General features: G+C 70.0%; 16 protein-coding genes. 6 read left to right on the forward strand and 10 right to left on the reverse strand.

Features of this window, described 5'->3' with window-relative positions; translation table 11 throughout:
* Positions 1-705 precede the first annotated feature (705 nt).
* The gene (locus NAEX_RS22335; RefSeq protein ID WP_143825606.1) at positions 706-1950 is read left to right on the forward strand and encodes a metallophosphoesterase; all 1245 of its coding nucleotides are present in this window, start codon (positions 706-708) and stop codon (positions 1948-1950) included.
* A 223-nt stretch (positions 1951-2173) separates the two neighbouring features.
* Here NAEX_RS22335 and NAEX_RS22340 read toward each other — a convergent pair whose 3' ends face one another.
* The 5 genes from NAEX_RS22340 to NAEX_RS22360 all read right to left on the reverse strand — a co-directional run bounded on the left by NAEX_RS22340 (position 2174) and on the right by NAEX_RS22360 (position 5976).
* Positions 2174-2674, reverse strand: a complete 501-nt coding sequence (locus NAEX_RS22340; RefSeq protein WP_096329501.1) for an SRPBCC family protein — start codon at positions 2672-2674, stop codon at positions 2174-2176.
* Entirely contained in the window at positions 2671-3012 is a 342-nt protein-coding gene (locus NAEX_RS22345; RefSeq protein WP_170135915.1) for an ArsR/SmtB family transcription factor, read from the reverse strand. The genes NAEX_RS22340 and NAEX_RS22345 overlap by 4 nt, the downstream gene beginning before the upstream one ends.
* Positions 3013-3555: 543 nt before the next feature.
* Positions 3556-3921, reverse strand: a complete 366-nt coding sequence (gene queD, locus NAEX_RS22350) for a 6-carboxytetrahydropterin synthase QueD (RefSeq protein WP_096329503.1) — start codon at positions 3919-3921, stop codon at positions 3556-3558.
* 81 nt (positions 3922-4002) lie between these two features.
* Positions 4003-5028, reverse strand: coding sequence for a histone deacetylase family protein (locus NAEX_RS22355; protein ID WP_096333702.1), 1026 nt, complete (start codon positions 5026-5028; stop codon positions 4003-4005).
* A 48-nt stretch (positions 5029-5076) separates the two neighbouring features.
* Positions 5077-5976 (reverse strand): YihY/virulence factor BrkB family protein, encoded by a 900-nt coding sequence (locus NAEX_RS22360; RefSeq protein ID WP_170135916.1) that lies wholly within the window; start codon positions 5974-5976, stop codon positions 5077-5079.
* Positions 5977-6256: 280 nt separating this feature from the next.
* On the opposite strand from NAEX_RS22360, the gene NAEX_RS22365 reads away from it, so the two are divergent.
* From NAEX_RS22365 to NAEX_RS22385, 5 genes are all read left to right on the forward strand, one after another.
* Complete coding sequence (locus tag NAEX_RS22365) at positions 6257-8230, forward strand: BamA/OMP85 family outer membrane protein (RefSeq protein WP_170135917.1); 1974 nt, start codon at positions 6257-6259, stop codon at positions 8228-8230.
* A gap of 23 nt (positions 8231-8253) precedes the next feature.
* Positions 8254-13260 carry a translocation/assembly module TamB domain-containing protein gene (locus tag NAEX_RS22370; protein ID WP_096329506.1) on the forward strand — a complete coding sequence of 1669 codons (5007 nt, stop codon included), beginning with the start codon at positions 8254-8256 and terminating at the stop codon, positions 13258-13260.
* 249 nt (positions 13261-13509) lie between these two features.
* Positions 13510-13704, forward strand: coding sequence for a CsbD family protein (locus NAEX_RS22375; protein ID WP_096329507.1), 195 nt, complete (start codon positions 13510-13512; stop codon positions 13702-13704).
* A 246-nt stretch (positions 13705-13950) separates the two neighbouring features.
* Positions 13951-14127 carry a DUF1328 domain-containing protein gene (locus tag NAEX_RS22380; RefSeq protein WP_096329508.1) on the forward strand — a complete coding sequence of 59 codons (177 nt, stop codon included), beginning with the start codon at positions 13951-13953 and terminating at the stop codon, positions 14125-14127.
* Positions 14128-14721: 594 nt separating this feature from the next.
* Positions 14722-16653, forward strand: a complete 1932-nt coding sequence (locus tag NAEX_RS22385; RefSeq protein ID WP_143140237.1) for an IgGFc-binding protein — start codon at positions 14722-14724, stop codon at positions 16651-16653.
* 88 nt (positions 16654-16741) lie between these two features.
* Here NAEX_RS22385 and NAEX_RS22390 read toward each other — a convergent pair whose 3' ends face one another.
* The 5 genes from NAEX_RS22390 to NAEX_RS22410 form a co-directional block, all read right to left on the reverse strand.
* On the reverse strand, positions 16742-19018 hold the full coding sequence (locus tag NAEX_RS22390; protein WP_096333703.1) for a cation:proton antiporter domain-containing protein: 2277 nt from the start codon (positions 19016-19018) through the stop codon (positions 16742-16744).
* A gap of 279 nt (positions 19019-19297) precedes the next feature.
* Positions 19298-20281 (reverse strand): hypothetical protein, encoded by a 984-nt coding sequence (locus NAEX_RS22395; RefSeq protein ID WP_143140238.1) that lies wholly within the window; start codon positions 20279-20281, stop codon positions 19298-19300.
* A gap of 95 nt (positions 20282-20376) precedes the next feature.
* Positions 20377-21627: a receptor L domain-containing protein gene (locus tag NAEX_RS22400; protein WP_170135918.1), complete on the reverse strand. Its 1251-nt coding sequence runs from the start codon at positions 21625-21627 to the stop codon at positions 20377-20379.
* Positions 21628-21780: 153 nt separating this feature from the next.
* Positions 21781-23208, reverse strand: coding sequence for a hypothetical protein (locus tag NAEX_RS48110; protein WP_143140239.1), 1428 nt, complete (start codon positions 23206-23208; stop codon positions 21781-21783).
* 430 nt (positions 23209-23638) lie between these two features.
* Positions 23639-25891, reverse strand: a complete 2253-nt coding sequence (locus NAEX_RS22410; protein WP_096329513.1) for a cation:proton antiporter domain-containing protein — start codon at positions 25889-25891, stop codon at positions 23639-23641.
* Positions 25892-25896: the final 5 nt, after the last annotated feature.

The raw sequence follows: 25896 nt of genomic DNA on the forward strand, positions 1-25896 counted from the left end.
TAGCACGAATCTCCGATCGGGGTCGCGCTTCGGGCGCAACAGCGCGAGGACGGGCCTTGCGGGCCCGGGCGGCCGATCGCGCCGGAGGTCGCGCCGAAACCGGCAGGCGAGCTCGCGCCGTCGGGCTCGCAACGGCTGCCTGACGGTCAGGATGCGCGCGAGAGCGGCGAGCCGATGGGTACGCGCGGCGCAGCGAGCGACGGTTCGCGCCGACGCGGCGGTCAGGGCGGGGCTTCGGGCGGTCGCGGCCGACCGCGCGGGCGAGGGGCGCCGATCTGCGCCGAGCGTGAGGCGAGCGGCGGCGGGTCGCTGCGGGAGACGGCGCGCAGGCGGGCCAGTCGCGAGGCCCAGGTCTCGCGGCGGGAACGCGTGCGCCGCGGCTCCGGCCGCGCGGGTGCGCCGAGCGAGAGCCGGCGAGTCGACACAAGCGTCGCGACGCTCGTGATTCGCGAGCCTGCGACGACGTCGACCCACGCCGGCTCCGCGTCCTCGGGTCCACGGTGTGTGGTCCCTCGGGCGGCCTTCGGCGAGCTTGCGGACGGGCGACCGGCGTCGCGGCGAGCCCCCAGTCGTGACGCTGCAGGCGACCCGCGAGCTTGCGCACGTGCGTCGACCATCGAAGAAGGGTGTGCCCGCGCGGGGCCTTCCGGACGCGCGAGCGAGGGCCGCTCGTGTATATTGCCGCGGCCTGAGGGGACGATGGACATGAAGATGGTCAGCCGAATTGCGCATGGGACGGTGCTCGCGGCGGTGCTCGCCGGTGGTTGCAGCGACGACGGGGGCACGGGCGCGGGCACCCAGAACGTCGACACCACGGCGCAGACGACCGACACGAGCGGGGCGACGCAGAGCCCGGGGCCGACCTCGAATCCGGACCCGACCGGCTCGAGCGACGGCACCCAGTCCGGCGGCCAGACCACTACGACCAGCGAGCCCGACCCGACCGCGGGCCCGACGACCACGCCGCCGACTTCGACGACCTCGACGACCACGACCGCGACGGCGACCACCAGCCCCGACACGACGACGACGACGAACGCGACCGCGTCCTCCACCACCGGCGACGAGACCACCGGCGGCGTCAACAACGTGGTCCGCTTCGTGGTGCTCGGCGACGTCGGCGAGGGCAACGAGGACCAGTATCAGGTCGCCGACGCGATCATCGCGGTGTGTGAGCAGCGCGGCTGCGACTGGGCGATGCTGACCGGCGACAACTTCTATGACAGCGGCGTCGACGGCGTCGACGACCCGCAGTGGCAGGAGAAGTTCGAGCTGCCGTACATGGGCATCACGTTCCCGATCTACGCGGTGCTCGGCAACCACGACTACGGCGGCAACGGCATCGGCGTCGACTTCGACACCAGCAAGTCGGACTACCAGGTCGAGTACACGCAGCACAGCGAGCTGTGGCGCATGCCCGACAAGTACTACTCGTGGAAGCAGGCCCACGCGGAGTTCTGGGGCCTCGACACCAACCAGGTGATGACCGACCCGTTCAACGGCAGCTCCGACGACCAGCAGGCCTGGCTCGACCAAACCCTGGCCGCCAGCACCGCGACGTGGAAGATCGCCTTCGGCCACCACCCCTACCTGTCCAACGGCGAGCACGGCAACGCCGGCGACTACGAGGACCTCGAGGGCATCCCGCTGCCGTTCGTCGCCGGCGAGAACGTCAAGGAGTTCATGGAGGAGTCGGTCTGCGGCAAGATCGACGTCTATATCTGCGGCCACGACCACACGATGCAGTGGCTGCAGGCCCAGTGCGGCACCGAGTTCATCGTCGCCGGCGCGGGCAGCAAGGCCAACGGCCTGCCGGGCAACAACCCGCAGCACTTCCAGGTGCCCGAGATGGAAGGCTTCACCTGGGTCGAGCTCAACGACAACAGCTTCACCGGCGTCATCTTCGACAAGAACGGCAACGAGCTGTACTCGCGCACGTTCAGCAAGTGAGGGCAAGGGCGCCCGCCGACGCGCCCGTGCGGGGCGCGTCGCTCGCGAGCGGGGCCTGTCGTGCGGCGACGTGCGAGGCCGATCGCCCGACCGACGCGAGCTCGACAGCGACTGCCTGTCGTGCACGCGTGGACCGAGCGACCCGATCGGCCGCGACATACCTCGACGCGAGCGCGGCGGGCCGTGAGGAGCGGTGGGGGTCGCTCCTCGCGGGCGGGACGGATCACGCCGCGGCTTCGGCCGTGCGCCCGAACGACGCGAGGATGCTGCCCCAGCCGCCTTCGCCGCCGAGGACGCCGGCCATGTGCTCGGCCTTGTCGCCGTAGCGCTCGAGCAGGCGGTGCTCGAGCTCGACGCGGGTGCCGTCCCCCTCGCGAATGAAGCGGACCTCGACCTCGGTGTCCTGGCCGGGCTCGTACTGCCACTGGCAGTTGAGCTCCCACGACAGGACCAGCCGGCCGGGCGGCTGCCACACCCGCACATGTCCCCAGAGACACTCGCTGCCGTCGACGCCGCGCTCGAACCAGCGGCCGCCGGCGAACGGCTCGATCACCGCGGTGGCGGGCGCGACCTGGCCGATGTGGTGGCTGACGAGCGGCCACCAGGTGCCGAGCTGCTCGGTGAACACGCGGAACGCCCGCTCGGGCGTGGTGGCGACGTGGATGGACTTGGAGACGAGCAGGCTCTTGCCTTCGGTGGTGGGGACGGGGATCGGTTGGTTCATGGCGCTTCCTTGTCGTCGTCGTCGTTCACGGGCTCGTCGGCCTCGGCCGCCTGTTTGAACGCCGACAACGCGAGCGTCCAAAAGCGGTCGAGGTCGGCACGCAGGCGGGCGATGCCCGCCGTGTGGATCGTGTAGACGCGCCGCGTGCCCTCGGCGCGGTACACCACGAGCCCGGCCTCCTTCAGGACGCGCAGGTGCTGCGAGACCGCCGGGCGACTGATCGGCAGCTTGTCGGCCAGCTCGCCCACCGAGTGGGGCCGGTCCGCCAGGTGCTCGAAGATCACCCGCCGACTCGGGTCGCCCAGCGCGTCCCAGGGATTGGCTTGGTAAGTGGGCACGAACGGTAAGTAGCAACGAACATATGGAGCGTCAAGCCGCTTTGCAGTCGATGGGCGGGTTGCGCCATGTGCGCGCGGCGCGGCATGGAACACGAGAAACAGTGGTGACCGGCGGTCAGATCGCGCCCCGGTCAACCCGGGCGACGCCATACCTGGCTGGAGAGACATGTCGTTTGAGACAGGCCCGTGCCCGCAGCGGGCCGAACGAGCGCCTCGTGGCGCTCGTGCGCCACCTTGCGGGTGGTCGCGCTTGCGTCATGGGCTCGCCGTCCCACCATCGCGGCGCGGGCGGTTCGCCGCAGCAGCGCCGGGGGCGGCGGCGTGGACATGGCCGATGCGACATGTCCTCGCAGACATGCGCGCTCGCGAGCTCATCGTCACGACGACCCGCGCAGCTCGTAGCCCACGGCCGCATCGAGCCGTACGCGGCCGGCGCCCCGCTCCCGCGAGAAAGGGCCCGGCGCGCATCGTCGCCACGGCCCCCTCAGCTCGCAGCCCGCGGCCGCATCGAGCCGCACGGGGCGCCTCGTTGTGAAAAAAGACTCAGCGCTCGTCTTCGCCGCGGTAGATGCAGCCGGAGGTGCAGGTCTCGCGGATCACGACCTGCGACAGGCCGGGCAGGGCGGGGAGCATGCGGCGCCAGATCCACCGGGCCAACAGCTCGCTGGTCGGGTTCTCGAGGCCCTCGACCTCGTTGAGATAATTGTGGTCGAGCAGCGCGTGCAGCGGCTGCCAGGCGGCGGCGATGTCGGCGAAGTCGACGACCCAGCCGCTCGTCTCGCCGACCGGGCCGGTCACGTGGATCTCGACCATGAACGAGTGGCCGTGCAGCCGCGCGCACTTGTGATTCGCGGGGACGTTCGGGAGGCGGTGGGCGGCCTCGAAGCGGAACTGTTTAAAAATGTCCATGGCTCGGCGGCGGAGGCGGAGAGTAACGGAAGCCGGCGCGCGCGCCGAGCTGGGCGAGCTCACGGGCGCCGGGGCGGCCGGCTAGAAGCGCCAGTACGGGGCCTGGGCCGCGCGGGCGCGGCGGACGGCCGCCTCGCCGCCGGGGCTGGCGGGGCGACCGCCGGGCGGGGTGCTGCCGGCCAGCACGGCGGTGCAGGCGTGGACGCTGTCGGCCAGGCCGCGGAGATCGTAGCCCCCCTCGAGCAGGAGGACGACGCGGCCGTTCGCGAGGCGGTCGGCGAGGTCGCAGACCACGCCGCAGAGGTGGGCGAAGCCGTCGGCGGTGACCTGCATGTCGCCGAGGGGGTCGTCGCGGTGCGGGTCGAAGCCGGCCGACACGAGGATCAGCTCGGGGGCGAACTGCTCGGCGATCGGGGTCAGGAGGTCGCGATAGATGGCCGCGTAGTCGCCGTCGCCGAGGCCGCCCGGCAGCGGGACGTTGACGGTGAAGCCGCGGCCGTCGCCGTTGCCGACCTCCCCGGCCGCGCCGGTGCCCGGGTAGTGCGGCGACTGATGGGTGTTGAACACCAGCACGTCGCGCCGGTCCTCGAACAGGTGCTGGGTGCCGTTGCCGTGGTGGACGTCCCAGTCGATCACCAGCACGCGCGACAGCCCGAGCGCGACGCGGGCGTGCTCGGCGGCGGCGGCGATGTTGCTGAACACGCAGAAGCCCATGGCCATGCTGTGCTCCGCGTGGTGCCCCGGCGGGCGCACGAGGGCGAAGGCGCGGCGGGCGGCCCCGCCGACCACGGCCTCGACGGCGGCGATACCTGCCCCTGCGGCCAGGTAGGCGGCGTCGACGCTGCCGGGGCCGAGCAGGACGTCGGGGTCGAGGTCGAAGGCGACGCCGCGGGCGCTGTCGACGGCGTCGACGTAGATCGGGTGATGCACGCGGAGGACCTGCTCGCGCGTGGCCGGGGGGGCCGACAGCCAGCGGGTGCCGGCGATCGGCTGGTCGCGCAGCTTGTCGCAGATCGCCCGCAGCCGCGCCGGGCTCTCGGGGTGGAGAGGGCTCTGCTCGTGGCCGAGCATGCGATCGTCGCAGACGAGGAGCGTGTCGTGCGCCATGGCGTGGCTCGGCAGCATAGTCGCCGCCGCCGGCCGACGCTACCGCGGTCACGAATGCGAGGTCACGGCCCCGGCCGGGACCTGGCGCACCTCCTGCTGCCCCCGCGAGACGATCGCGCGACCGGAGCGCCGCGCGTGGACCTGGGTGATCTCGGCGCCGAACAGCACGATGAGCGACGAGTAGTAGACCCACGCCATCAGCACCACCACCGAGCCGGCCGCGCCGTAGGCCGAGCCGACGGCGGCGCGGCCGAGGTAGACGCCGATCGCCCACTGACCGACGGTGAACAGCAGCGAGGTGGTGGCGGCGCCGATCGCCACCTCGCGCCAGCGGACCTCGGCGTTCGGCAACAGCTTGAACAGCAGCGCGAACAGGCCGGTCATCACCGTCAGCGACACGCCGAGGTCGACGAGCCGCCAGAACCACCCGAGACCTTCGAAGCCGGGCAGCGCCGACAGGCCCGAGACGATCGAGCCGGCCACCAGCAGGGCGACGACCGCGGCGCCGAGGGCGAGGATGAGGACGAGGCCCAGAAGCCGCCCGCGCAAGGTGTTGCGCCAGCCGGCCTGGCTCGGGGTGGCGCTCCAGATGTGATCGAGCGCCGACTGCAACTGCCCGAAGGCCGTGGTCGCGCCGACCAACATGACGACGCCGCTGATGACGGCGGACAGCAACCCGCCGCCGGCCTTGTGCGCGTGGGCGAGGATGTCTTGCGCCAGGCCGGCGGCCTCTCCGCCGATGAGGTGCGCCAGCCGGTCGACGACCTCGCCGCGCGCGGCCTCCTCGCCGTAGATCAGGCCGACGACCGCCACGAGCAGCAGCAGGAACGGCGCCAGCGACAGCATCGTGTAGTAGGACAGCGCGCCCGCCTGCGTGAACGGGTCCTCCCGCGTGAACTCGAGCGCGGCGTCCTTGAGCAACAGGAAGATCTTGCGCAGTGTCCGCATGGGGTCGACTCCGGGCTTGTCCGGCGATCTTGATCCGGATCGCCGGGCACGGCCAGCGACGGGCGGAGCCGGGCGTGGCTGGACGTCTGCGAGCACATGTCTGAAAGGGCATGTCGTTGCAGGCATGTCATGATTGAACCGGCGCGGGGTCGTTCGCTCGCGGAGTTTGCGCGGCGTCGCGGTGAGATGGGCCGAAAACGGCTGGAGCACCGCCCGCGCGGGGAATCTTGCAGGCGCGCGCGTGGCCCCTGAGGCCGGTCGGGATCATAGTTCGCGCGTCGTGCGCCCATTGTGGACATGTCTCTTCGGACTCGTGCTCGCGGTCCTCGTCGGCTGCTCGAGCAAGCTCGACGATGTTCGAGGGTCCGACGCCTATATCAAGGATGTCCAGTTCGTCGGGGTCAAGCGGTTCAAAGAGGACGAGCTGCTGGGGTACCTGCACATGGGCGAGACGTCGATCCTGCCGTGGAAGGACCGCTACGCGTTCCTGCCGGCCAACATCCCGGTCGACGCCAAGCGGATCGTCGAGGTCTACAAGGCCCACGGCTACTACGACGCCGAGGTGGTGTCGATCACGCCGACGGTGAAGGCCGGGCGCGTGCGCCTGTTCACCCGCACGCCCGGCGAGCGCAGGCCGGGCAAGGCGACGATCAAGGTGGTCGTCCGCGAGGGCGAGCCGACCGTGGTCAAGAAGATCGAGCTGACGTTCCCGGCCGGGCGCCCCGGCATGGACGTCGGCGACCCGAGGGTCGGCGAGGCCGCGCTGCGCAAAAGGATCGCGCTCGAGCTGGAGCGCGCGTTCGAGGTGCCGAAGCTGAACCGCTCGGTCGAGCAATTGCTCGAGACGCTGCGCGACGCCGGCTACGCCGAGGCGGAGGTGCGCGAGGCGGCGGAGGTGACGCCGGGCGTCGGCGCCGTCGTGCGCTTCGAGATCCGCCCGGGCCCGTACTACAAGATCGGCGAGATCCGCTTCGAGGGCCTCGGCGACGTGCCCGAGCGCTACGTCGCCAACGAGGTCGACTACGCGCCCGGCAAGACGTACTCGCCGAAGCTGGTCAAGAAGGTCGAGGCGGCGACCTACGGGCTCGAGGTGTTCGACACCGTCACGATCGACGAGCAGCCGTCGAAGACGAAGCCGGGGACGATCGACCTGGTGGTCAAGGCGCGCCCGGCCAAGCCGCAGTCGATCAAGCTCGGCGCCGGCTTCGGCCTCGACCCCGTCCGCTGGGAGCAGCGCGGCAGCCTGCTCTACACCCACAAGAACCTGTTCAAGAACCTGACCCGCTTCGACCTGCGCGCCCGCGCCGGCTACGCCGAGCTGCCGAGCATGTTCAACCCGCAGGAGCACGGGCCGATCGTCAAGCTCGAGCCGACGCTGCGGCAGAAGGGGCTGATCGAGAAGCGCACGGTGGCGTCGCTGTCGCCGGCGTTCGAGCTGGGGATCTGGGAGGGCTACCAGTTCTACAGCCCGACCATGCGGGCCGGCCTGTCGCGCTTCTTCAGCCGCTTCGTCGAGGCCGAGCTGGCCTACAACTTCCGCTTCGTCGACTTCTTCAACGTGTCGCCGACCCTGCAGGGGCAGGACTCGATCCTCGGCCTCGACTTCCGCGACCCGTACACGCTCAGCTACCTCGAGCCGTCGCTGCGCATCTACCTCACCGACTCGGTGCTGCGGCCGCAGAACGGCGCGATCCTCGGGGTCGTCTACGACATCATGGGCCTGGGCGGCGACTTCAGCGCCCACCGCGTGCGCCCGAGCGTCCGCCTGTACTGGACGCCGCACTGGCGGGTCACCTTCGCCGGCCGCTTCGAGATGGGGTGGATCGTGCCGTACGGCGCCAAGGGCGGCGCGCCGATCGACATGCGCTTCTACCTCGGCGGCGCCGACACCGTGCGCGGCTGGGGCCTGCGGCGGCTGTCGCCGCAGGTGTTCCCCGACGGCTGCATGCCGGGCGAGGCGGATTGTCGCGGCATCCCGGTCGGCGGCAACACGATGATCCTCGCCAACATCGAGGCGCGGGTGCGGGCGACCAAGATGCTGAGCTTCGTCGCCTTCGCCGACGGCGGCGATGTGCGCGCCGGGATCAACGAATTCGCGCTGAATCAATTCAACTACTCGGCTGGGCCCGGTGTCCGCCTCGACACGCCGATCGGCATGTTCCGCCTGGACGTGGGCTTCCGCCTCAACGAGACCGAGTACGCGCGGGGCCAGAAGATCTGGGCCGTGCACTTCGGGCTCGGTGAAGCATTCTAACAAGGACGAGCTGCGGGGACGCGATGACGAGGATCGGGAAGATCGCACGCACGACGCTCAAGGGGCTCGCGATCTTCCTGTCGATCGTGGTCGGGGCGGTCGTGGTGATCCTGACCACCAACGTCGGTCTGCGCCTCGCCCTGCGGGTCGGGCTGCCGATCTACAACGACAAGATCGCCGGCAGCGTGGCGATCGAGGCGGCCGAGGGCTCGCTGCTGGGCTCGTTCACCCTGCGCGGGGTGACGCTGTCCGACCGCGAGGGCCGCGCGCTGATCACGGCCGACGCGATCGCGGTCGACTGGTCGCCGCTCGCGCTGCTCGGCCGCGACCTCGCGGTCGACTCGCTGCTGCTCGAGCGCCCGCGCGTCTACCTCCCCGGACTCGGCGGCAGCTTCGCCGACATCGCGCCGCCCGGCGACGATACCCCGAAGGACATGTCCGAACCGCCAGGTCCGAACCTGCCGCTCGGCATCGCCGCGGCCCTGCACCTGCGCGACGCCGCGGTCTACTTCGCCGACGGGGCGCCGATCGTCGAGGCGGTCGACCTCGACCTGCGCGCGCGGGGGATCGGGCGCGCGGCCGAGGCGGAGGTGCTGGCGGGCCGCGGGCGCCTGCTGGGCAGCCGCGAGATCGAGGAGCTGGCGCTGCGCGCGCGCTGGGGCTCGCCGGTGGCGGCGGTCGAGGGGCTGCGGGTGGTGGCCGACGCGGCGTCGCTCGAGATCCCCGAGGCCCAGCTCGACGTGCGCTCGTGGCGGATGATCGTCGACGTCGAGGCCCGCGCGGCGCTGGGGCTCCTGGCCGAGTACCTGCCGCCGGGCTCGCTCGAGAAGTTGAAGACCCCGGCGGGCACGCTCGAGCTGGCGGTCGCGGCCGAAGGTGTCCCCGAGGACATGTCGGCCGAGGTCCGGCTGGCGCTGGCGCCGAACCTGGCGCTGCGGCTGGCGGGCGCGGGGGCGTGGCGCGGGACGCCGGAGGCCGACATCACCGTGGCGGCCGACGTCGATCTGGCGCCGTGGACGCAGGCGCGGCTCGGGCGGGTGCGGCCGACGCTCGAGCTGCACGCGCGGCAGATGCCGAGCGAGCGGCTGGCGCTGGCCGGCGGGCTGGGCTGCCCGGAGTGCGAGCGGCTCGGCGGGGTCTCGCTCGACGTCGACGGGGTGATCGACCCGGCCGGCAAGAACCTGTCCCTCGAGGCAGCTCTGGACGCGGCCGGGATCGGGGCGCTGGTCGACGTGACGGCCGTCGGCGGGGCGCTGCGCGAGATCGACTGGCGGCTGGCGGTGGTCGACGTGGCCCGCGCGGCTGCGGTCGGGCGCCAGTTCGCCAGGGTGCCGGAGCTGGACGGGACGCTGACGGGCCGCGGGACCTGCGTCGGCCCCGATCTGCGCTGCGCCGGCGCGCTCGAGCTGCGTCGGGTCGACGCGCCGGGCGTGGCAATCGAGCAGGCGCGGGTCGATCTGGATGTTCTTCAGGGCATGTCCGGAGGGACAGTCGCGGTCGCGGTCGAGGCGCTGCGGGCCGGCGGGCAGACCGTCGAGCGCGGCGAGGTCCGGGTCGACGTCGAGAAGCTGGCGCCGGGGCCGGTTGCGCCGCCGGTGCCGGCCGCGCTGCCGCCGCTGCTCGCGCGGGTGCGGGCCGGGGCGCTCGGGCCGGGCGCGCGGGTCGAGCTCGACGTGTCCGTGCGGACAGGTCAGGAGCTTCGGGCGGACCTCGACATGCTCAAGGCCGAGCTCGCCGGCTTCCACGCCGAGCTCGAGCAGCCGGCGCGGGCGGTGCTGTCGGGCACGAAGCTGCAGGTCGAGGACCTGGCGCTGCAGATCGCCGGCGGGCGTCTCGCGGCGGCCGGCGTGGTCGACGCCGACGGGCCCAGTGACCTGAAAATCGACCTCACCGGGCTGGCGCTGGCGCGGCTGCGGCCGCTGGTGCCGAAGCTGCGCCCGGCCGGGCTCGCTTCGGCCCACGTGCGCGTCCACGGGCGGCCGGAGGCGCCGTCGATCGCGGCGGACGTGCGGATCGCCGGCGCCGGCCTCAAGGGCGGCCGCTTCGGCGACCTCGCCGTCGCGGCCCGCCTCGCCGACGGCCGCGCCGAGGTCGACGCCGCCCTGCGCGGGCCGCTGGCCCGCGAGCTCGAGCTGCGCGCCGAGGCGCCGGTCCATGTGAACATGTCGCAACGGACAGGGTCGATCGGCCAGGCGTACACCAAGGTCGAGCTGCGGGCCCAGGATCTCCGGCTGGACCGGCTGCAGCCGTGGGTGAAGCGGCCGGAGATCGCCGGCAAGGTCGACGGGATGGTGTTGTTCGAGGCTCACACCAGCGAAGGGCCGCTGGCGTCGCCGCGGGTGGTGACCGAGTGGCGCGCGGAGGACCTCGTGATCGCCGGCGCGCCGGTCGGCGACGTGATGGTCAGCGTCACCCACCGCGGCGAGTGGTTGCAGGGCGACGTCGACCTCCACCGCAGCGGCGGGCGGGCGCAGGTGCACGTGCAGGTGCCGATCGAGCTCGACCCGCTGCGCGGGCACTTCGCGTGGCACCGCGAGCGCCAGCACCGGGTCCTGGTGCAGCTCGACGACATCGACGTCGCCGACCAGCTCGACTCGCTCGCCCCGGGTCACGACGCCGCCGGCAAGCTGACGCTGCGGGCCGAGATGACCGGCCCGGTGTCCAAGCCCGAGCTGCAGGCCGAGCTGCGCGGCGAGGGCCTGATGCACCGCCGGATCGCGCTCGGCTCGCTGTCGCTGCAGGCGACCATGCGCGACGGCGGGACCGCGGTCGACCTGTCGGGCGGCGGCGGCCAGATCGGGCGGTTCCAGGTCCGCGCGCTGGCCCCGGTCGCGCTCGACGACTCGGGCGTGCGCTGGCGTCGCGACGGCTGGTACGCGCTGACGCTCGACCTCCGCGAGCTCGAGCTGGCGCCGCTCGAGCCGCTGCTCGGCCTCAACCTCGGCGGGCGCATCACCGGCGGGATCACCTTCGACGGCGCGGGCCGCCACCCGAAGCTGCGCGGAGCTGTCCGTGCGGACAGGTTGTCGTTCAAGGGCCAGCCGGTCGGCGCCATGCGGGCCGAGCTCGAGTTCCGCGACGGGCTGGCGAAGGTCGCCGGGCACGGTCGGTTCGGCAAGAGGACGACCCTCGAGCTCGGGGGCCAGGTGCCGCTCGACGTCGACCTCCGCTCGGGCGAGTTCGCGTGGGCGACCGAGCGGCCGGGCAAGATCGACCTCGACATCCACAAGCTCGACCAGGACGCGCTCGAGCCGTTCAGCCCGCTGCCGCAGCAGGCGCTGGTGGCCCTGAACGTCCACGCGCACGCCGAGGTCGACGCCGAGCACGTGCGCGGCAAGGCGCTGGTGAGCGGCGAGATGGGCCACAAGGTGCTCGGCGGGCTGCCGATCAAGGTCCAGCTCGACGTCGACGACGCCAAGCAGGCGCTGCGCGGCAGCTTCGGCCGACGCACCGAGAAGGGCTCGCTGACGTTCGCGGTCGACACCTCCGCGTCGATCCCCGCGATCCGGGCCAAGCAGGCCAAACTGACCGATGCGCCGCTGCGCGGCGAGCTCAAGGCGCGCGCGACCGACCTCCGCTACCTCAGCGGCTTCTTCCCCGAGGCGATCTACGACTTCACCGGCTTCTTCACCAGCGAGATCACCGCCGGCGGCGTGCTCGGCAAGCCGAAGCTGCGCGGGACGGCGCGGCTGCAGAAGGGCGGCGTGACGGTGGTCGCGCTGCAGCAGCGGTTCCGCGACCTGAACTTCGAGGTCGTGGCCGACGGGCCCGAGGTCAAGCTCGCCAGCCTCACGGCCACCAGCGGCGAGGGCCGGCTCAAGGGCTCCGGCGGGGTGACCTTCGCCAGCGGCGGCAAGCTCGACGCCGAAGCCGAGCTCAGCCTGAGCAAGTTCCCCGTGGTCCGCCCGGGCCTGCCGCAGATGATCGTCGACACCCGCGTGCGCGCCGGCGTCAAGCGCAGCCCGGCCGGGCTCGGCGTGGCGATCGACGTCCACGGCGCCGAGGTGTGGGTGTCGGATCTGACCACGCGCGCCCCCGACCCGCTGCCCGAGAACGAGCACGTCAAGATCGTCACCGGGCCGCTGCCGAAGCTGCAGGCGGCCGTCGGCAGCCAGGCCGCGGCGGCCAGCGACAGGGAGCCGCCGGTGGTGCTCGCCGAGGAGCGGACGCTCCCGCCGACGAAGGCCCCGCCCTCGACGGAGATCGAGCGCAGCCAGCTCGACCTCGAGGTGCGGCTGAAGGCGCCGGTCCACATCAAGGGGCCGTCGATGGACATGAACTGGAGCGGCGCGCTGGCGCTGCACCGCAAGGGCGAGGAGGCCGAGGTGACCGGCGGGTTCCGCTCGGACCGCGGCCGCTTCGAGCTGCTCGGCAACCGCTTCACCATCGACCAGGGCCGCGTGTTCCTGCCCGAGGACGCCTCGACGGTCGACCCGTACCTCGACCTGACCGCCGACACGACCACGCCGCAGGCCGAGGTCACGGTGGCGATCCGCGGCCGCCTCAGCCGGCCCGAGCTGAAGCTGCGCTCGCGCCCGTCGCTGGCCGAGGGGCAGATCTTCGCGCTGCTGCTCACCGGCACCGCCGACACGCAGGAGAGCGACCCGAAGAAGACGCAGGCCAGCGCCGCCGGCCTGCTCGTCAACTTCAGCAACCCGACGCTGTCGCGCTTCGCCGACCAGAAGCTCGGCATCGACCGCATCAAGTTCGGCTTCGCCGACGACGTGACGCAGCCGGTGCTCAGCGTCGGCAAGCACCTGACGAAGAAGATCTACGCCGAGACGACCTATCACCACAACGCGCCGGCGCGGACCAACCGCATCGAGGGCTCGGTCGAGTACCGCTTCAAGCCGCGGTGGTCGGTGGAGACGTTCTTCGGCGACGCCGCGGTCGGCGGCCTCGACCTGTTCTGGCGCCGCAGCTTCGGCCGCACCGGCACGGAGGGCAAGCTCGGCCCGGTGCCGCCGCGCGACCCGGCGCCGACGCCGACGCCGACGAAGCAGACGGCGAAGGCCGGGACGGGCCGCTGAGGCCGCGAAAACGCGAGGCCGCGGCGACGCGCAGGCGCTGCGCCGTCTGCCCGCAAGGACAGGTCGTGCATTGGCGAATTGCGATTGCGGTGGCCGCGCGGTGACTCGCGCGCTCGCCGCGTCGCCAGCCGCGCCCGGCTGGATCGTCCGCAGATGCCGAAATAACGGCGTTTCGAGGGCGTAATCGAGTTCGCCCCGCGGGCAACAGCGATCAGAATCGAGGCAGGAGAAGAGAACGAAATGCGAACGATGAATCAGGATCAGGCGCAAGGGAAGTGGGACCAGCTCAAGGGCAAGGCCAAGCGGATCTGGGGCGAACTGACCGACGACGATTTCCTCAAGGCAGAGGGCTCGGCCGACAAGCTGTACGGCATCATTCAGGAGCGCTTCGGCGACGGAAAGGAGGCGATTCAACGCAAACTCGAGGACCTCCATCTGCCATAGCAACGAAGCGCCGGCGACGAGAGGTCGTCGGCTGAATCGCCGCGCCTGCCCCCTCGTGCAATCGGGGGCGGGCGCGGTCCTTTTTAAGGCCTCTGCGGCCGCGGCGGGGCGCTGGGCTCGCTGCGCGGGGCAGGTGCGCGAATGGACCGACAGGGATTGATTGTGCATACTGAAATGATTAAACTGCGACGGTCGAGGTTGCCGTGCTGATATTTACGGCTATTTATATTGCAGGAGGAAAAAACAATGCTTCGTTGGGCCGTCGTCTTCTTCATCATCTCGATCATCGCTGCGATCTTCGGCTTCGGCGGCGTCGCCAATGCCGCCTCCGACATCGCGCAGGTGCTGTTCTTCATCTTCATCGTGATCTTCGCGGTGATGCTGGTCGCCGGCCTCGTGGCGGGCAAGAGCATCTCGGGCTGACGCACCTCCGGGCGCGCGCTGTCCCGCCCGGGGCAGCCGCGCCGGAGGGCGTACCGCGGCCGCGGCGGGACGCGCCCCGGGGACGCGAGCGACGAGCTCGGCCGTGCCCGGTCGGCGAGGACCTTCGCGGCCCCGGTCTTCGGCGACAGCCGAGCTCAAGCGGCGCGCGCCGGCGACAGCCGAGCTCAAGCGGCGCGCCCGCGACGGACTCGCGCCCGCGGGGTTGGGTGCCCCGAGGATGACTCGAAGGACAGGCTGGTTGCGCGCCCGCGACGAACTCGCGCCCGGGCCCGGCCGCACCGCCAGATGTCTCGAAGGACAGACAAAACCCCGTGGCGCGCGCCCCGCGTGCTGCGAGGTCCACCGATCTGTCCCGTGCGCCATGTGCTCCGAGAGACATGTGCAGCCCTCGACGCATGTCGCCGTCGACCCGCAGACGCGGAAGTGGCGAGCGAGCGCACGGGTCACGAGCGCGCCGACGGGCCGCACATGCAGGCCGGCAACTTCCCCGGTCGCCGCGCGCGTCGCTGCTCGGGCCGCTGTGGCCGGCACTTTGCGTTTGAGCGGCTCGGCCGTGTGTGGCACACGTGGCTGATGCTGAAGCGGGAAGACTTGTTCAAGCTTGGGGTGACGGCGGCCGTGCTGCTGCCGGCGTGTGGTGACGACGGCGCGACGACGGCCGCGTCGGGGGCGACGAACGTGACGGGGTCGACGGAGGCGACGACGGTGCCGGGGACGACCGACACGCCGACCTCGACGACCGGCACGCCGACGACCTCGGTGGGCACGACCGAGGGCACAGGCACCGCCAGCGCGAGCGAGGCGACGACGGACGCCTCGACGACGAACGCGAGCTCGGTGAGCACCACCGACGTCTCGACGACGACCACGACCGACACCACCGGGCCGGTCTCCTCGACCTCGACGACCACGAGCGACACCGACACCACCGTCGGACCGTGCGTCTGCAACCCGGGCGACCTCAACGGCTGCGAGGGCGACCAGATCCTCGTGTGCAGCGACGACTGTCAGGGCTTCGAGCCGCAGCCGTGCCCGGTCAACGGTCAGACCTGCAAGAACGGCGCGTGCGGCTCCATGCTGTGCAACCCGGGTCAGGTCGTGTGCGAGGGCCTCGACGCCGAGAAGACCTGCAACGCCAACGGCGACGGCTACGACCCGCCGGTCGCGTGCAGCGCGACCCAGCAGTGCGACTTCGGCGGCTGTACCGAGCTGTGCGACCTCGTGCAGTCGAGCCCGAGCTCGATCGGCTGCTCGTTCCTCGGCCACAAGATGGACAACTTCAACGACGGGCAGGCGGACTCGCTGATCGTCGGCAACACCCACCCGACCAAGACCGCGCAGGTCCAGCTCTACTTCGTGCCGAACGGGACCAACGTCGAGCAGCCCCAGGGCGCGCCGATCAACCTCGCGCCGGGCATGACCTACACGTACACGATGAACAACGCCGCGCTCGACAAGAAGTCCGAGCTGCGCAAGGGCGGGGTCTACCGCGTCAACAGCAACATCCCGATCATCGCCTACCTGCACTCGCCGCTCGGCCAGCAGGCCACCAACGACGCGTCGATGCTGCTGCCCGAGTACGCGCTGCGCCAGAACTACATCGTGGCCTCGTGGAAGGACACGCACAACCAGTACCCCAGCTACTTCACCGTGATCGCGCTGCAGGACGGCACGACCGTCAAGTGGACCCCGCCGCAGAACACGCTGGCCGGCGCCGGCGTGCCGGCGGTCAACGCCGGGGCGACCGGGCAGGTGGCGATGAACCGCTTCGACACCCTGCAGGTCCGTGGCCCGCAGACGGGCAGCGACGTGTCGGGCACCTTCATCGAGGCCGACAAGCCGATCTGGGTGGTCGGCGCGGTCGAGTGCGTCAACATCCCGACGGTCGCGGTCACGTACTGCGACCACATCGAGGAGCAGATGCTGCCGCTCGATTACTGGGGCAAGACCTACGTCGGCGCCCACTCGCCCAAGCGCGGCAACGAGAAGCACTACTGGCGCGTGTTCGCCGGTGAGGACAACACCACGGTCACCACCGAGCCGGTCCAGCCGGGGACGCCCTTCACCCTCAACAAGGGCCAGTACAAGGACCTGGTGACCCCGAACAACACCAGCTTCATGTTCTCGGGCGACAAGCCGTTCCTGCCGGTCCAGTACCTCGAGGGCCAGGACGGCGGCGCCGGCACCGGCGACCCCGCGATGTACCAGATGATCCCGGTCGAGCAGTTCCTCGACCGCTACGCGTTCGCCACCGGCACCGGCTACACCGCCGACTACGTCCAGGTCATCCGCGTCAAGGGCGGCGCCGACGTCAAGGTCGACGGCGTCACCGTCGGCGGCTACTACAGCGTCGGCGACTACGAGGTGGCCGACTGGAAGATCAACCAGGGCGGCCACCTCGCCGAGAGCACCGAGCCGTTCGGCATCGTCAGCGTCGGCTACACCGGCGTGACGTCCTACGCCTACCCCGGCGGCATGCGGCTCAAGATCATCAACCCGCAGTGAGCGCACGTCCGGGAGGGCACGACTCTCCGGACATGAGACAAGGGACATGCTCGCCAGGGCATGTCCCTTCGTTCATGCGCTCGCCGCGTCAGCCGGCGCTGAGCAGGACGACCGGGCAGGGCGCGTTCTTCAGCATGTTCTCGACCCGGTGGCCGAAGAAGGCGCGGGCCGAGACGGCGCGCAGGCTGCTGCCGATGACCAGGAGGTCGTAGCCGCCCTGCTCGGCGACGCGGACGATGTCCTCTTCGGGCCTGGCGCCCTCCATGACGACGGTCTCGACGCTGGCGCCGAACTTCTTGGCCCGCTCGGCCTCGCGAGCGACGATCTGCGCGCCGATCTCGTGCGGCCGCGCGGTGTCGACGTCGTTCGAGCCGGTGCGCGAGATGTGGACGATCGTGACCTCGGCCCGGGTGCTGACCGCGAGCACGGCGGCCAGCTCGACCGCGTTCTTGCTGTACTCGGTGCCGACGGTCGGCACGAGGATCTTCTTCGGCGACCACACGCGGTACAGCGGCGGCTTCTCGCCCTTGGCGATCTTGGGCGCCGGCTCGCGCACGATCAGGGTCGGGCACGGCGACTTGTGGATGATGCGGTCGGCGACCGGCCCGAACAGCGCTTCGGTGCTGCGCTGGGTCTCGCCGAGCACCAGCAGCTCGTAGTCGCGCGCGGCCTCGGCCAGCACCTGCTCGGCCGGGTCGGCGTCGGTGATCAGCTTGAGCTCGGGCCGCGAACCCTTGAGCAGCCGCAGCGGCCGGCCGATCCGCTCGAGCGCCTTGGCGCCGGTGGCGTGGTAGCGCCGCACGCGACGCGCCAGGCCGCGCCACCACGGGGTCTTCACGGCCTGCGGGCGGGCGTAGACGGCGGTGACCTCGATCGGCTGCTCGTGGCTGAGGTAGCCGAGGATCTGCGCCGGCAAGTCGACGCTGTGGGCGTTGCGGCTGACCATGAGGACGCGCCGCACCTGGCGGATGAAGCTGCTGGCCGCCAGCGCCTCCATCTCGAGCCGCTTGGCCTCGCTCTCGCCCATCTTGACCTTCGAGAGGGTCCAGCGCAGGAGCGGCGGGGCCATCAGCGAGGTGGCGATCGCGACCATGACGACGATCGAATACATCTCGACGCTGAGCACGCCGAGGCTGAGGCCGATGGTTGCGACGATGATCTCCATGGCGCCGCGGGCGTTCATGCCCGAGCCGAGCGCGAGCCGCTCCCAGTGGGAGATCCCGCAGACCCAGGCGCCGAGGTAGCAGCCGACGAACTTGCCGAAGCAGGCGATGCCGAGCACGATCGCGCCGACGGTGGCGACGTCCGGGTCGGCGAGGCGCATGAGGTCGACCTTGACGCCGGCCGAGGCGAAGAAGATCGGGGCGAGGAAGCTGGCCGTGACGAGCTCGAGCGTGTGCCCGACCTCGTGGCGGAACCGCGGCGCCTGACCGGCGAGGATGCCGACGGTGAAGGCGCCCAGCACGGCCTCGATACCCATCTCGTGGGTCAAGGCGGCGGTCGCGAACGCGATCGCCAGCACCAGCGACATCTGCGAGCCGGCCCCGCCGAACCGCTTGTCGACGGTGGCCATGACCCGGGCGATCAGCGGCGCCCCCAGGGTGAAGGCGAACAGCATGAACACCACCGCGCCGCCGACCGACTTCAGCGCGGTGACGACGTCGACCACGCCGGTCTTGGCCAGGCCGGCGACCACGGCGAGCAAGATCCACCCGATCGTGTCGTCGGTCATCGCCGCCGCCAGGATCAGCTGACCGATGTCGCGCCGGATCAGCTTGAGGTCCATCAGCACCTTGGCGATCACTGGCACCGCCGAGATGCTCATCGCCACCGCCATGAACAGGCTGAACACCAGCCGCGCGTCAGGGTTGGCGAGGTAGGCCTCCGGCAACATCTCGCCGAGGGCGAAGCCGGTGGCGAACGGGACGAGGATGCCGCCGGCCGAGATCATCAGCGCCGTCTTGCCCCGCCGCTTGATCAGGCCGAGGTCGGTCTCGAGGCCGGTGCAGATCAGCAGGAAGAGCACGCCGATCCACGAGATCGCGGCCAGCAGGTCGGCCAGGTGCTGGTCCTTCGGGAACAGGGCGTGCTGCGCCTCGGGCCAGACGACGCCGAGGATCGAGGGGCCGAGCACGACGCCCGCCATCAGCTCGCCGACCACCGGCGGCTGCTTCAGCTTGCGCATGATCTCGCCGAGGAAGCGCGCCATCGCCAGCAGCACGGCGATCTGCACGAGCAGCATCAGCACCGCGTGGTGTGCGAGGCCCTTGATGACGGCGGTCGGCGCCTCGGCGGCTGCCTCGCTCAGGGTCGCGAACAAGGAGGTGAGGTCGGACGAGGACGCGAGGGTGGCGCAGAAGGACATGGTCACGGTCACAGGTCCCTTGGGTCCGCTCAGGACGCGTCCGGGAGGGTCGATGCCGCGTGGGTCCCCGGCGAGACCAGTCGCGACGGCGATTCTTGCCCTTTCGGTGTATCACGAAGAGGTCTTCGTGGAGCGCTCCACCGCGGCGCTATTTCGAGCCGGGCCCGGTCGCCCCCGAGGCCGGCGGCGGCGGGCCAGGTGATCCGAAGGTCTAAAAAGAGGGTGCCGAGTCGGCGACGGGGGAGCGAGACCACTTCGTACCGGCCACGGGCCGGAGGTCTACGGGGGCGATTCGCCTTCGTCGACACGGTCGATGGCGACGGTCAAGACGGACGTGTCTGCCGGCAGGAGCTCCAGGGCGTAGAGTCCAGCGTCGAGCTGGAGCTCGTGTTCGCCGGGTTGGAACACCCGCGTGAACTGTTGGTCGCAGCCGCCGCAACGTACGAGCGCCACCTGGGGAAGGCGCGGGATCCCTCCTGGCGAGACGACCAACTCGCCCTCGAGCCGCAGGCGATAGCTGCCTCCCTCGTCGAGCCGAAGCGTGCGACGCGTGGCGAACAACGGCCGGTCTGCGCCATCGCTCCCGTAAAAGTCGGGATCGAGGCACGAGGCCGCGAACACCTCGAGCCAGGCCTCGTCGAGTCGGTCTGCCCCGCGCTCGTCGCACAGGTCGAGCTGGTACTGGCAGGCCGGACCCGCCAGGAACTCGCTCTCGAGCGAGTCGAAGTCCTCACCGTAGACCGCCTCGATGCTGGCTCGGATGGCCGTCTGCGATCGTTCTTGCGTCGAGCGGAAGAACTGCTCGAACGCCGCCAGCCCACGGGTGTCGATCAAGAACCGAACGAACCGCGCGGCCGCCTGATAATCGAGCGCCAACCCGGTCGCATCCAGCATGTCGCCGATGGCGAGCGTCGGCTCGGGGAGCACCGGCCAGGCTGTAGATCGGGCCATCGCCTCGGCGAGCCCTTCCGTCAAGAAGGGGACGCTGCGACCCCACGCGCGATCGATCACCGCATGAGCCAGTTCGTGGCGGATCACACCGGTGGGCCTGCGACTACCGCGGTCGAGATCGGGAACATGGACCGATCGGGTGGCGGGCAGATAGCACGCGTAAAAGCCACAAGGGACATCGTCCTCGACATACACCGGGACCCGGAAATCCCCGGGAACCGCGACGCCCAGGAACTCGAAGATTCGCTCGACGTGCGCTTCAAGATGAGACATGGAGCCCGCGCAGGGCTCACGCTCGAGGTTCTCGAGCACCAACTCGAGGTGCCCCTGAGGGGGCTCGGATGCAGGCGAAGCACAGGCGAGGGTCGCTGACAGGCCCAGCGCGACGGTGCCTCCGAACACGTATCTCATGGCGCCGCACAATCCTTCTGGTCTGAAGCACACAAGCCCGTCCCTCTCCCGTTCCAACCCCAATCGGCGTCGCAGATGCCGTCTTCGGGCCATGGACAGGGCTCCAGCATCGTATTCTCTCCGCCGTTGTCGCCCACGCGCGGGGTGCCCCCCACGACCAGGCGCTCCTCGAGCGCGTCCACGACCTGAGGCGGAAGCGACAGGTTGCGGTAGATCCACAGCCCGCCCGCGGCCTTCAAGGCCGGAAACCAACTCTCGGGGCCGATCAGGCTCGGATTGTCGATGAGCTGTAAATCGCCGATGATCTCTGTAAGCCCGGAGAAAGCGGCGAGCTCGCGTAGCGCTCCGTTGCCGCGGATCTCGAGTCGCACGACCGTCTCGACATCGGTAAAACCGGCGATGTCGTGCAGCATGGGGTTGCCGACCACGATGATGTCCCCGGCGCTCGCGGTGGAGCCTCCTAGCCTGATGCGCTCGAGCCGGGCGTTGTGCCGGACATCGAGGCGACGGAGCTCCAGCGGCCCCATCCACTCGATCGCGGTCAACTGGTCGTTATCGCCGATGTTCACTTCGTCGACCCGCGCCAACGACGGGACACCGGTGATGGAGGCGAGCGCCGCGTTCCTCCGCAGCGAACACCGACCCGTGACGTCGGTGAGCGCAGGGAGATCGAGCGCGGTGAGGGCGAGGTTGTCGTGCAGGACGAAATCGCCGGCGACGGTGGTCAACGCAGGATACTCGAGGATCTTTGCGGCTTCGTGGCCGATGACGAGTACATCTCCGTTGACGCGGCTCAGGCCGGGCATGCCGCCGATGCGCGTCAACCTGGGGTTGAGGGCGACAAACAGGTCGTCGAGCTCGGCGACGCCGGGCCCGAGGGTGAACTCGAGGAGCGCGGCGTTCTCGCCGAGATACAGCTCCCCTTCCACCGCAGTCAAGACCGGGAAACCCTCGATCACCGCGAGGTCCTCGTTATCCGAGATGGAGAGCGAACCTTCGATAATTGCGAGCGAAGCGAAGGCGGGTAACACCTCAAGGCCTGGATTGTCGAAGATCCGCAGGGAGCCCTCGATCGTCTCGACACGTTGCAGCGCCGCCAGTTCCGCCTCGGAGCGGCCTGTGATAACCAGATCGCCGTGGATGCAGATGGGCCCGTCCGGCGGCTCGCCCCACAACGCTGCCGCGTCGATGCATCCTTTCTGCTCGGGTGTGCACCCGAACGAAACGCTCGCCGCACACGCGGCCATGAGAGCTCGTCCGAGCGATCGAAACGCCCACATAGGCCGAAAACGTTATCGTGCGACCGCGCTTTCGTCAAGGCTGTGACGGCCGAAAGCAGGCATATCCGCCTCCTGCGCCATCGGCGCGCCAGAGGCGGATATCGTCAGCGCGTATTGCGCTTAGTTCGTGGTGAGTTGCGTCTCGAATTGCAGGAAGCCGTCCAGCGTCGCCCACTCGATGTTGAGCGTGAGCTCCGTGCCGTCCCAGGTCCCCGACAGGTTTTCGATCACGACGAAGCGATCCTCGAAGCCGCTATTGATGGTGTTCGCGCCGAGATCCGTCGACGAGGAAGACAGCACCGCATACAAGTTGTCGGTCGGGAACGTGATGGCGTCCGTACTCGTCACCAGTTGACCCTTCGCCGGCTGGAGCGTGCGGACTTCGAGACCCTCGATCGTAAAGGGGAGCGACTGTGGAACGTTGTTCTGGTCCACGTAATGGTAGACGCCCAGCACGTCGCTGGAGTTGAGGCGGAGTTCGTTCAGCGAGACCTTGCAGATCCCGAGCACGCAGGTGCCGACGCTGAAGTCCACCACGCCGCTCAGATGGTTGCTGAGCGCGTAGGCGCCCCCGAAGAAGTTCAAGACCGCCTCGCCGGTGAACGGCAGAGGGTCGACCAGTCCCATGGGCGCGCCACCCGAGCACTGTGTGGCGGGGTTCGTCGCCTCAACAGGAGGAAGCGGGAAATTGTAGAGATCACCGCACAAGAAATTGTCCCAGTACCATCCATTGTTGATCGCGTCCATCTCCAACGCTGCATCTTTTTCCTCACAGAGGTCAAAGCAGTTGTCACGCGCGTTAGAAACGTCGGTTGCGAGGACACAATCCGGGGGGCTGCCCATGTTTCCTGCCATGCAGACCCCGTACATCCAAGTTGCAGGTATGTTGTCCTGCATGGTCCCACAGGTCGATGTCGAGCCGTTGCAGATCCAGATGCCGGAAGGAGGTGGTTCCTCAGGCTCACCCTCGGTTGGGTCGGGCATCTCGCCGCCCTCGCAGAATGTCTCCAGATCGTTGTAGTTTTGCGGACACCACGGGTGTTCGTCCCATCCAGGCAGGTTGGGGTTACCTTGCTGGTACGTGGCAATTCCCGCGAGCTGATTTCCACACACACGGCAGTCGTCACAGCCTTCCCCGACCCAACTGTAGGCGTCCACGACACCCGCCGGCGGGTTTGCGCAATCCTCAATACCGACGAGAACAGGCTTGTCGTCGTAATCTCCCGGGGTTCCACCATGAACGAGGGCGCACAGGGATTCACGGACGTAGTGGTCGCGATGAGCGCAGTTCCAGTCCTTCTTGTTGATGCAGAGCAAGTCCAGGGCGGGATCTGCGGCCGGATCGCAATTCATGACATAGCCCACGAACGACTCGGGGTCCGTCGTGGTTGTTGGCACATCCGTGGTCGTCGGCATCGGATCCGTGGTCGACGTGGCGCCATCGCTGTCCGTTCCCATCGGACCATCATCGCCGCAACCGACCGAGGCGGCGCTGAGCAGCATTACCAATCCACACATGAGCTTCTGAACACGTGTCTTCGACATCATACATTTCCTTGAACCAATGATTGCGACGTCGTCAGTTGCGTCGTGGCCAAAACTATATCATTTTGCAGAGGTCAGCAGAATAGGGTGCAGCCTCAGCGGCTGCTCGGGGATGCCGCTGGTGCCTCGAACCGAGCGATTGATTTGGCGAAGTAGACTGCATGTTTCCGGTCACGCAGGCTAAAGCGTTTCCCGATGACCTGCGTCGAGAACGACCTGCGCGTCGGCCGCGGTGGGAAGCCCGCTTCGCAGCGGGTGCCATATCGAGCCGTCTGGTGGAGCGATATCGCGATGTCGAGCGTCGCGCCTCTACAATGGGATGACCGAGTCAGGCGACTTAATAAAGGACTGCTCTTCAGCGCGTGAGGGGGCGCGGTCGTCCATTGATTCGACCTCCGGTGGCGATCGAGCCTGCCGCCGCCATTCGCCGAATTCAGCCGGCGCTGAGCAGCACGACCGGGCAGGGGGCGTGCTTCAAGACGCTCTCGACGCGGTGGCCGAAGAAGGCGCGGGTCGAGACGGCGCGCAGGCTGCTGCCGAGCACGATGAGGTCGAAGCTCCCCTGCGCGGCGAGGCGGACGATGTCCTCCTCGGGCCTGACGCCCTCGCTGACGACGGTCTCGACGCTGGCGCCGAACTTCTTGGCCCGCTCGGCCTCGCGGGCGACGATCTGCGCGCCGATCTCGTGCGGCCGCGCGGTCTCGACGTCGTTCGAGCCGGTGCGCGAGATGTGGAGGATCGTGACCTCGGCCCGGGTGCTGGCCGCGAGGACAGCCGCGAGCTCGACCGCGTTCTTGCTGTACTCGGTGCCGACGGTCGGCACGAGGATCTTCCGCGGCGACCACAGCCGGTACAGCGGCGGCTGACCCGGCGCGAGCTCCCGCGCCGGCTCGCGCACGATCAGGGTCGGGCACGGCGCCTTGTGGATGATGCGGTCGGCCATCGGCCCGAACAGCGACTCGGTGCCGCGGTGGACCTCGCCCAGCACCAGCAGCTCGTAGTCGCGGTGCGCCTCGGTCAGCACCTGCTCGGCCGGGTCGGCGTCGCTGATGATCTTGAGCTCGGGCCGCGAGCCCTTGAGCAGCCGCAGCGGGCGGGCGATCCGCTCGAGCGCCTTGGCGCCGACGGCCGCGTAGCGCCGCCTGCGACGGCTCCAGAACTGCCACCACGAGCTCTTCACCGCCTGCGGCCGGGCGTACACGGCGGTGGCCTCGATCGGCTGCTCGTGGCTGAGGTAGCCGATGATCTGCGCCGGCAGGTCGACGCTGTGCGCGTGCCGGCTGACCAGCAGGACGCGCCGGATCTGCCGCACGAAGCTGCTCGCCGCGATCGCCTCGGCCTCGAGCCGCTTGGCCTCGCCCTCGCCCATCTTCACCCGCGACAGCGCCCACCGCAGCATCGGCGGCGCCATCATCGAGGTCACGATCGCGACCATGACGATGATCGAGTAGAGCTCGATGGTGAGGATCCCGAGGCCGAGGCCGACGGTGGCGACGACGATCTCCATCGCCCCGCGGGCGTTCATGCCGAAGCCCATGGCCAGCCGCTCCCAGTGCGACAGGCGAGCCAGGGTGGCGCCGACGTAGACGCCGGTGATCTTGCACGCGCACGCGAGCCCGAGCACGCCGAGGCCGACCAGCGCGACCTCCTGGTTGGCGAGCCGCGCGAGGTCGACCTTGACGCCGGCCGAGGCGAAGAAGATCGGCGCGAGGAAGCTGGCGGTGACGACCTCGAGGGTGTGGCCGACCTCGCGGCGGAACCGCGGCGCCTGGCCGGCGAGGATGCCGATGGCGAACGCGCCGAGCACCGCCTCGATGCCCATCTGGTGGGTCAGCGCGGCGGCCCCGAGCGCGAGCGCGATGACCAGCGAGGTCTGGGCGTTGACGCCGCCGATCCGCCGGTCGACGCCGGAGATGATGCGGGCGACGATCGGCACGCCGACGGTCAGCATCAGGCCGAGGAACACCAGCGCGCCGCCGACGGCCTCGGCGACCGAGATCGGGTCGACCTGTCCGGCGGTGGCGAGGCCGGCGACCACGGCGAGGAGGATCCATCCGACGGTGTCGTCGGTCATCGCCGAGGCGAGGATCAGCTGGCCGATGTCGCGCCGGATCAGCTTGAGGTCCATCAGCACCTTGGCGATCACCGGGACCGCGCAGATGCTCATCGACACCGCCATGAACAGCGCGAACACCAGCCGCTTGCTCGGGTCGGCCAGGTAGACCTCGGGCAGGTACCAGCCGAAGGTGGCCCCCGCGAGCAGCGGGATGGTGATCCCGCAGCTCGAGATCAAGAGCGCGCTCTTGCCCCGGCGCTTGATGAGGCCGATGTCGGTCTCGAGCCCGGTGACGATGATGAGGAACAGGACGCCGAGCCACGACACCACCGACAGGAGGTCGGCCTGGTGCTGGTCGCGCGGGAAGATGTAGTGCTGCAGCTCGGGCGCCAGCGCGCCGAGCACCGACGGCCCGAGCAGCACCCCGGCGGCCAGCTCGCCGATCACCGCCGGCTGCTTGAGCTTGCGCAGGAGCTCGCCGAGCAGCCGCGCGGTCGCCAGCAGCACCGCGAGCTGCAGCAGCAGCAGGAACACCGCGTGGTGACCGAGCGACTTCAGGACGGCAGGGCCGGCCGCGCCGGCCTCGGCGACCGCGTCCGTCAGCAGCGTTGCGGCTGTTTGAAAGACCATAGTGT

Origin of the sequence: Nannocystis exedens, assembly GCF_002343915.1 — a bacterium.
In the GTDB taxonomy this organism is placed as follows: domain Bacteria; phylum Myxococcota_A; class Polyangia; order Nannocystales; family Nannocystaceae; genus Nannocystis; species Nannocystis exedens.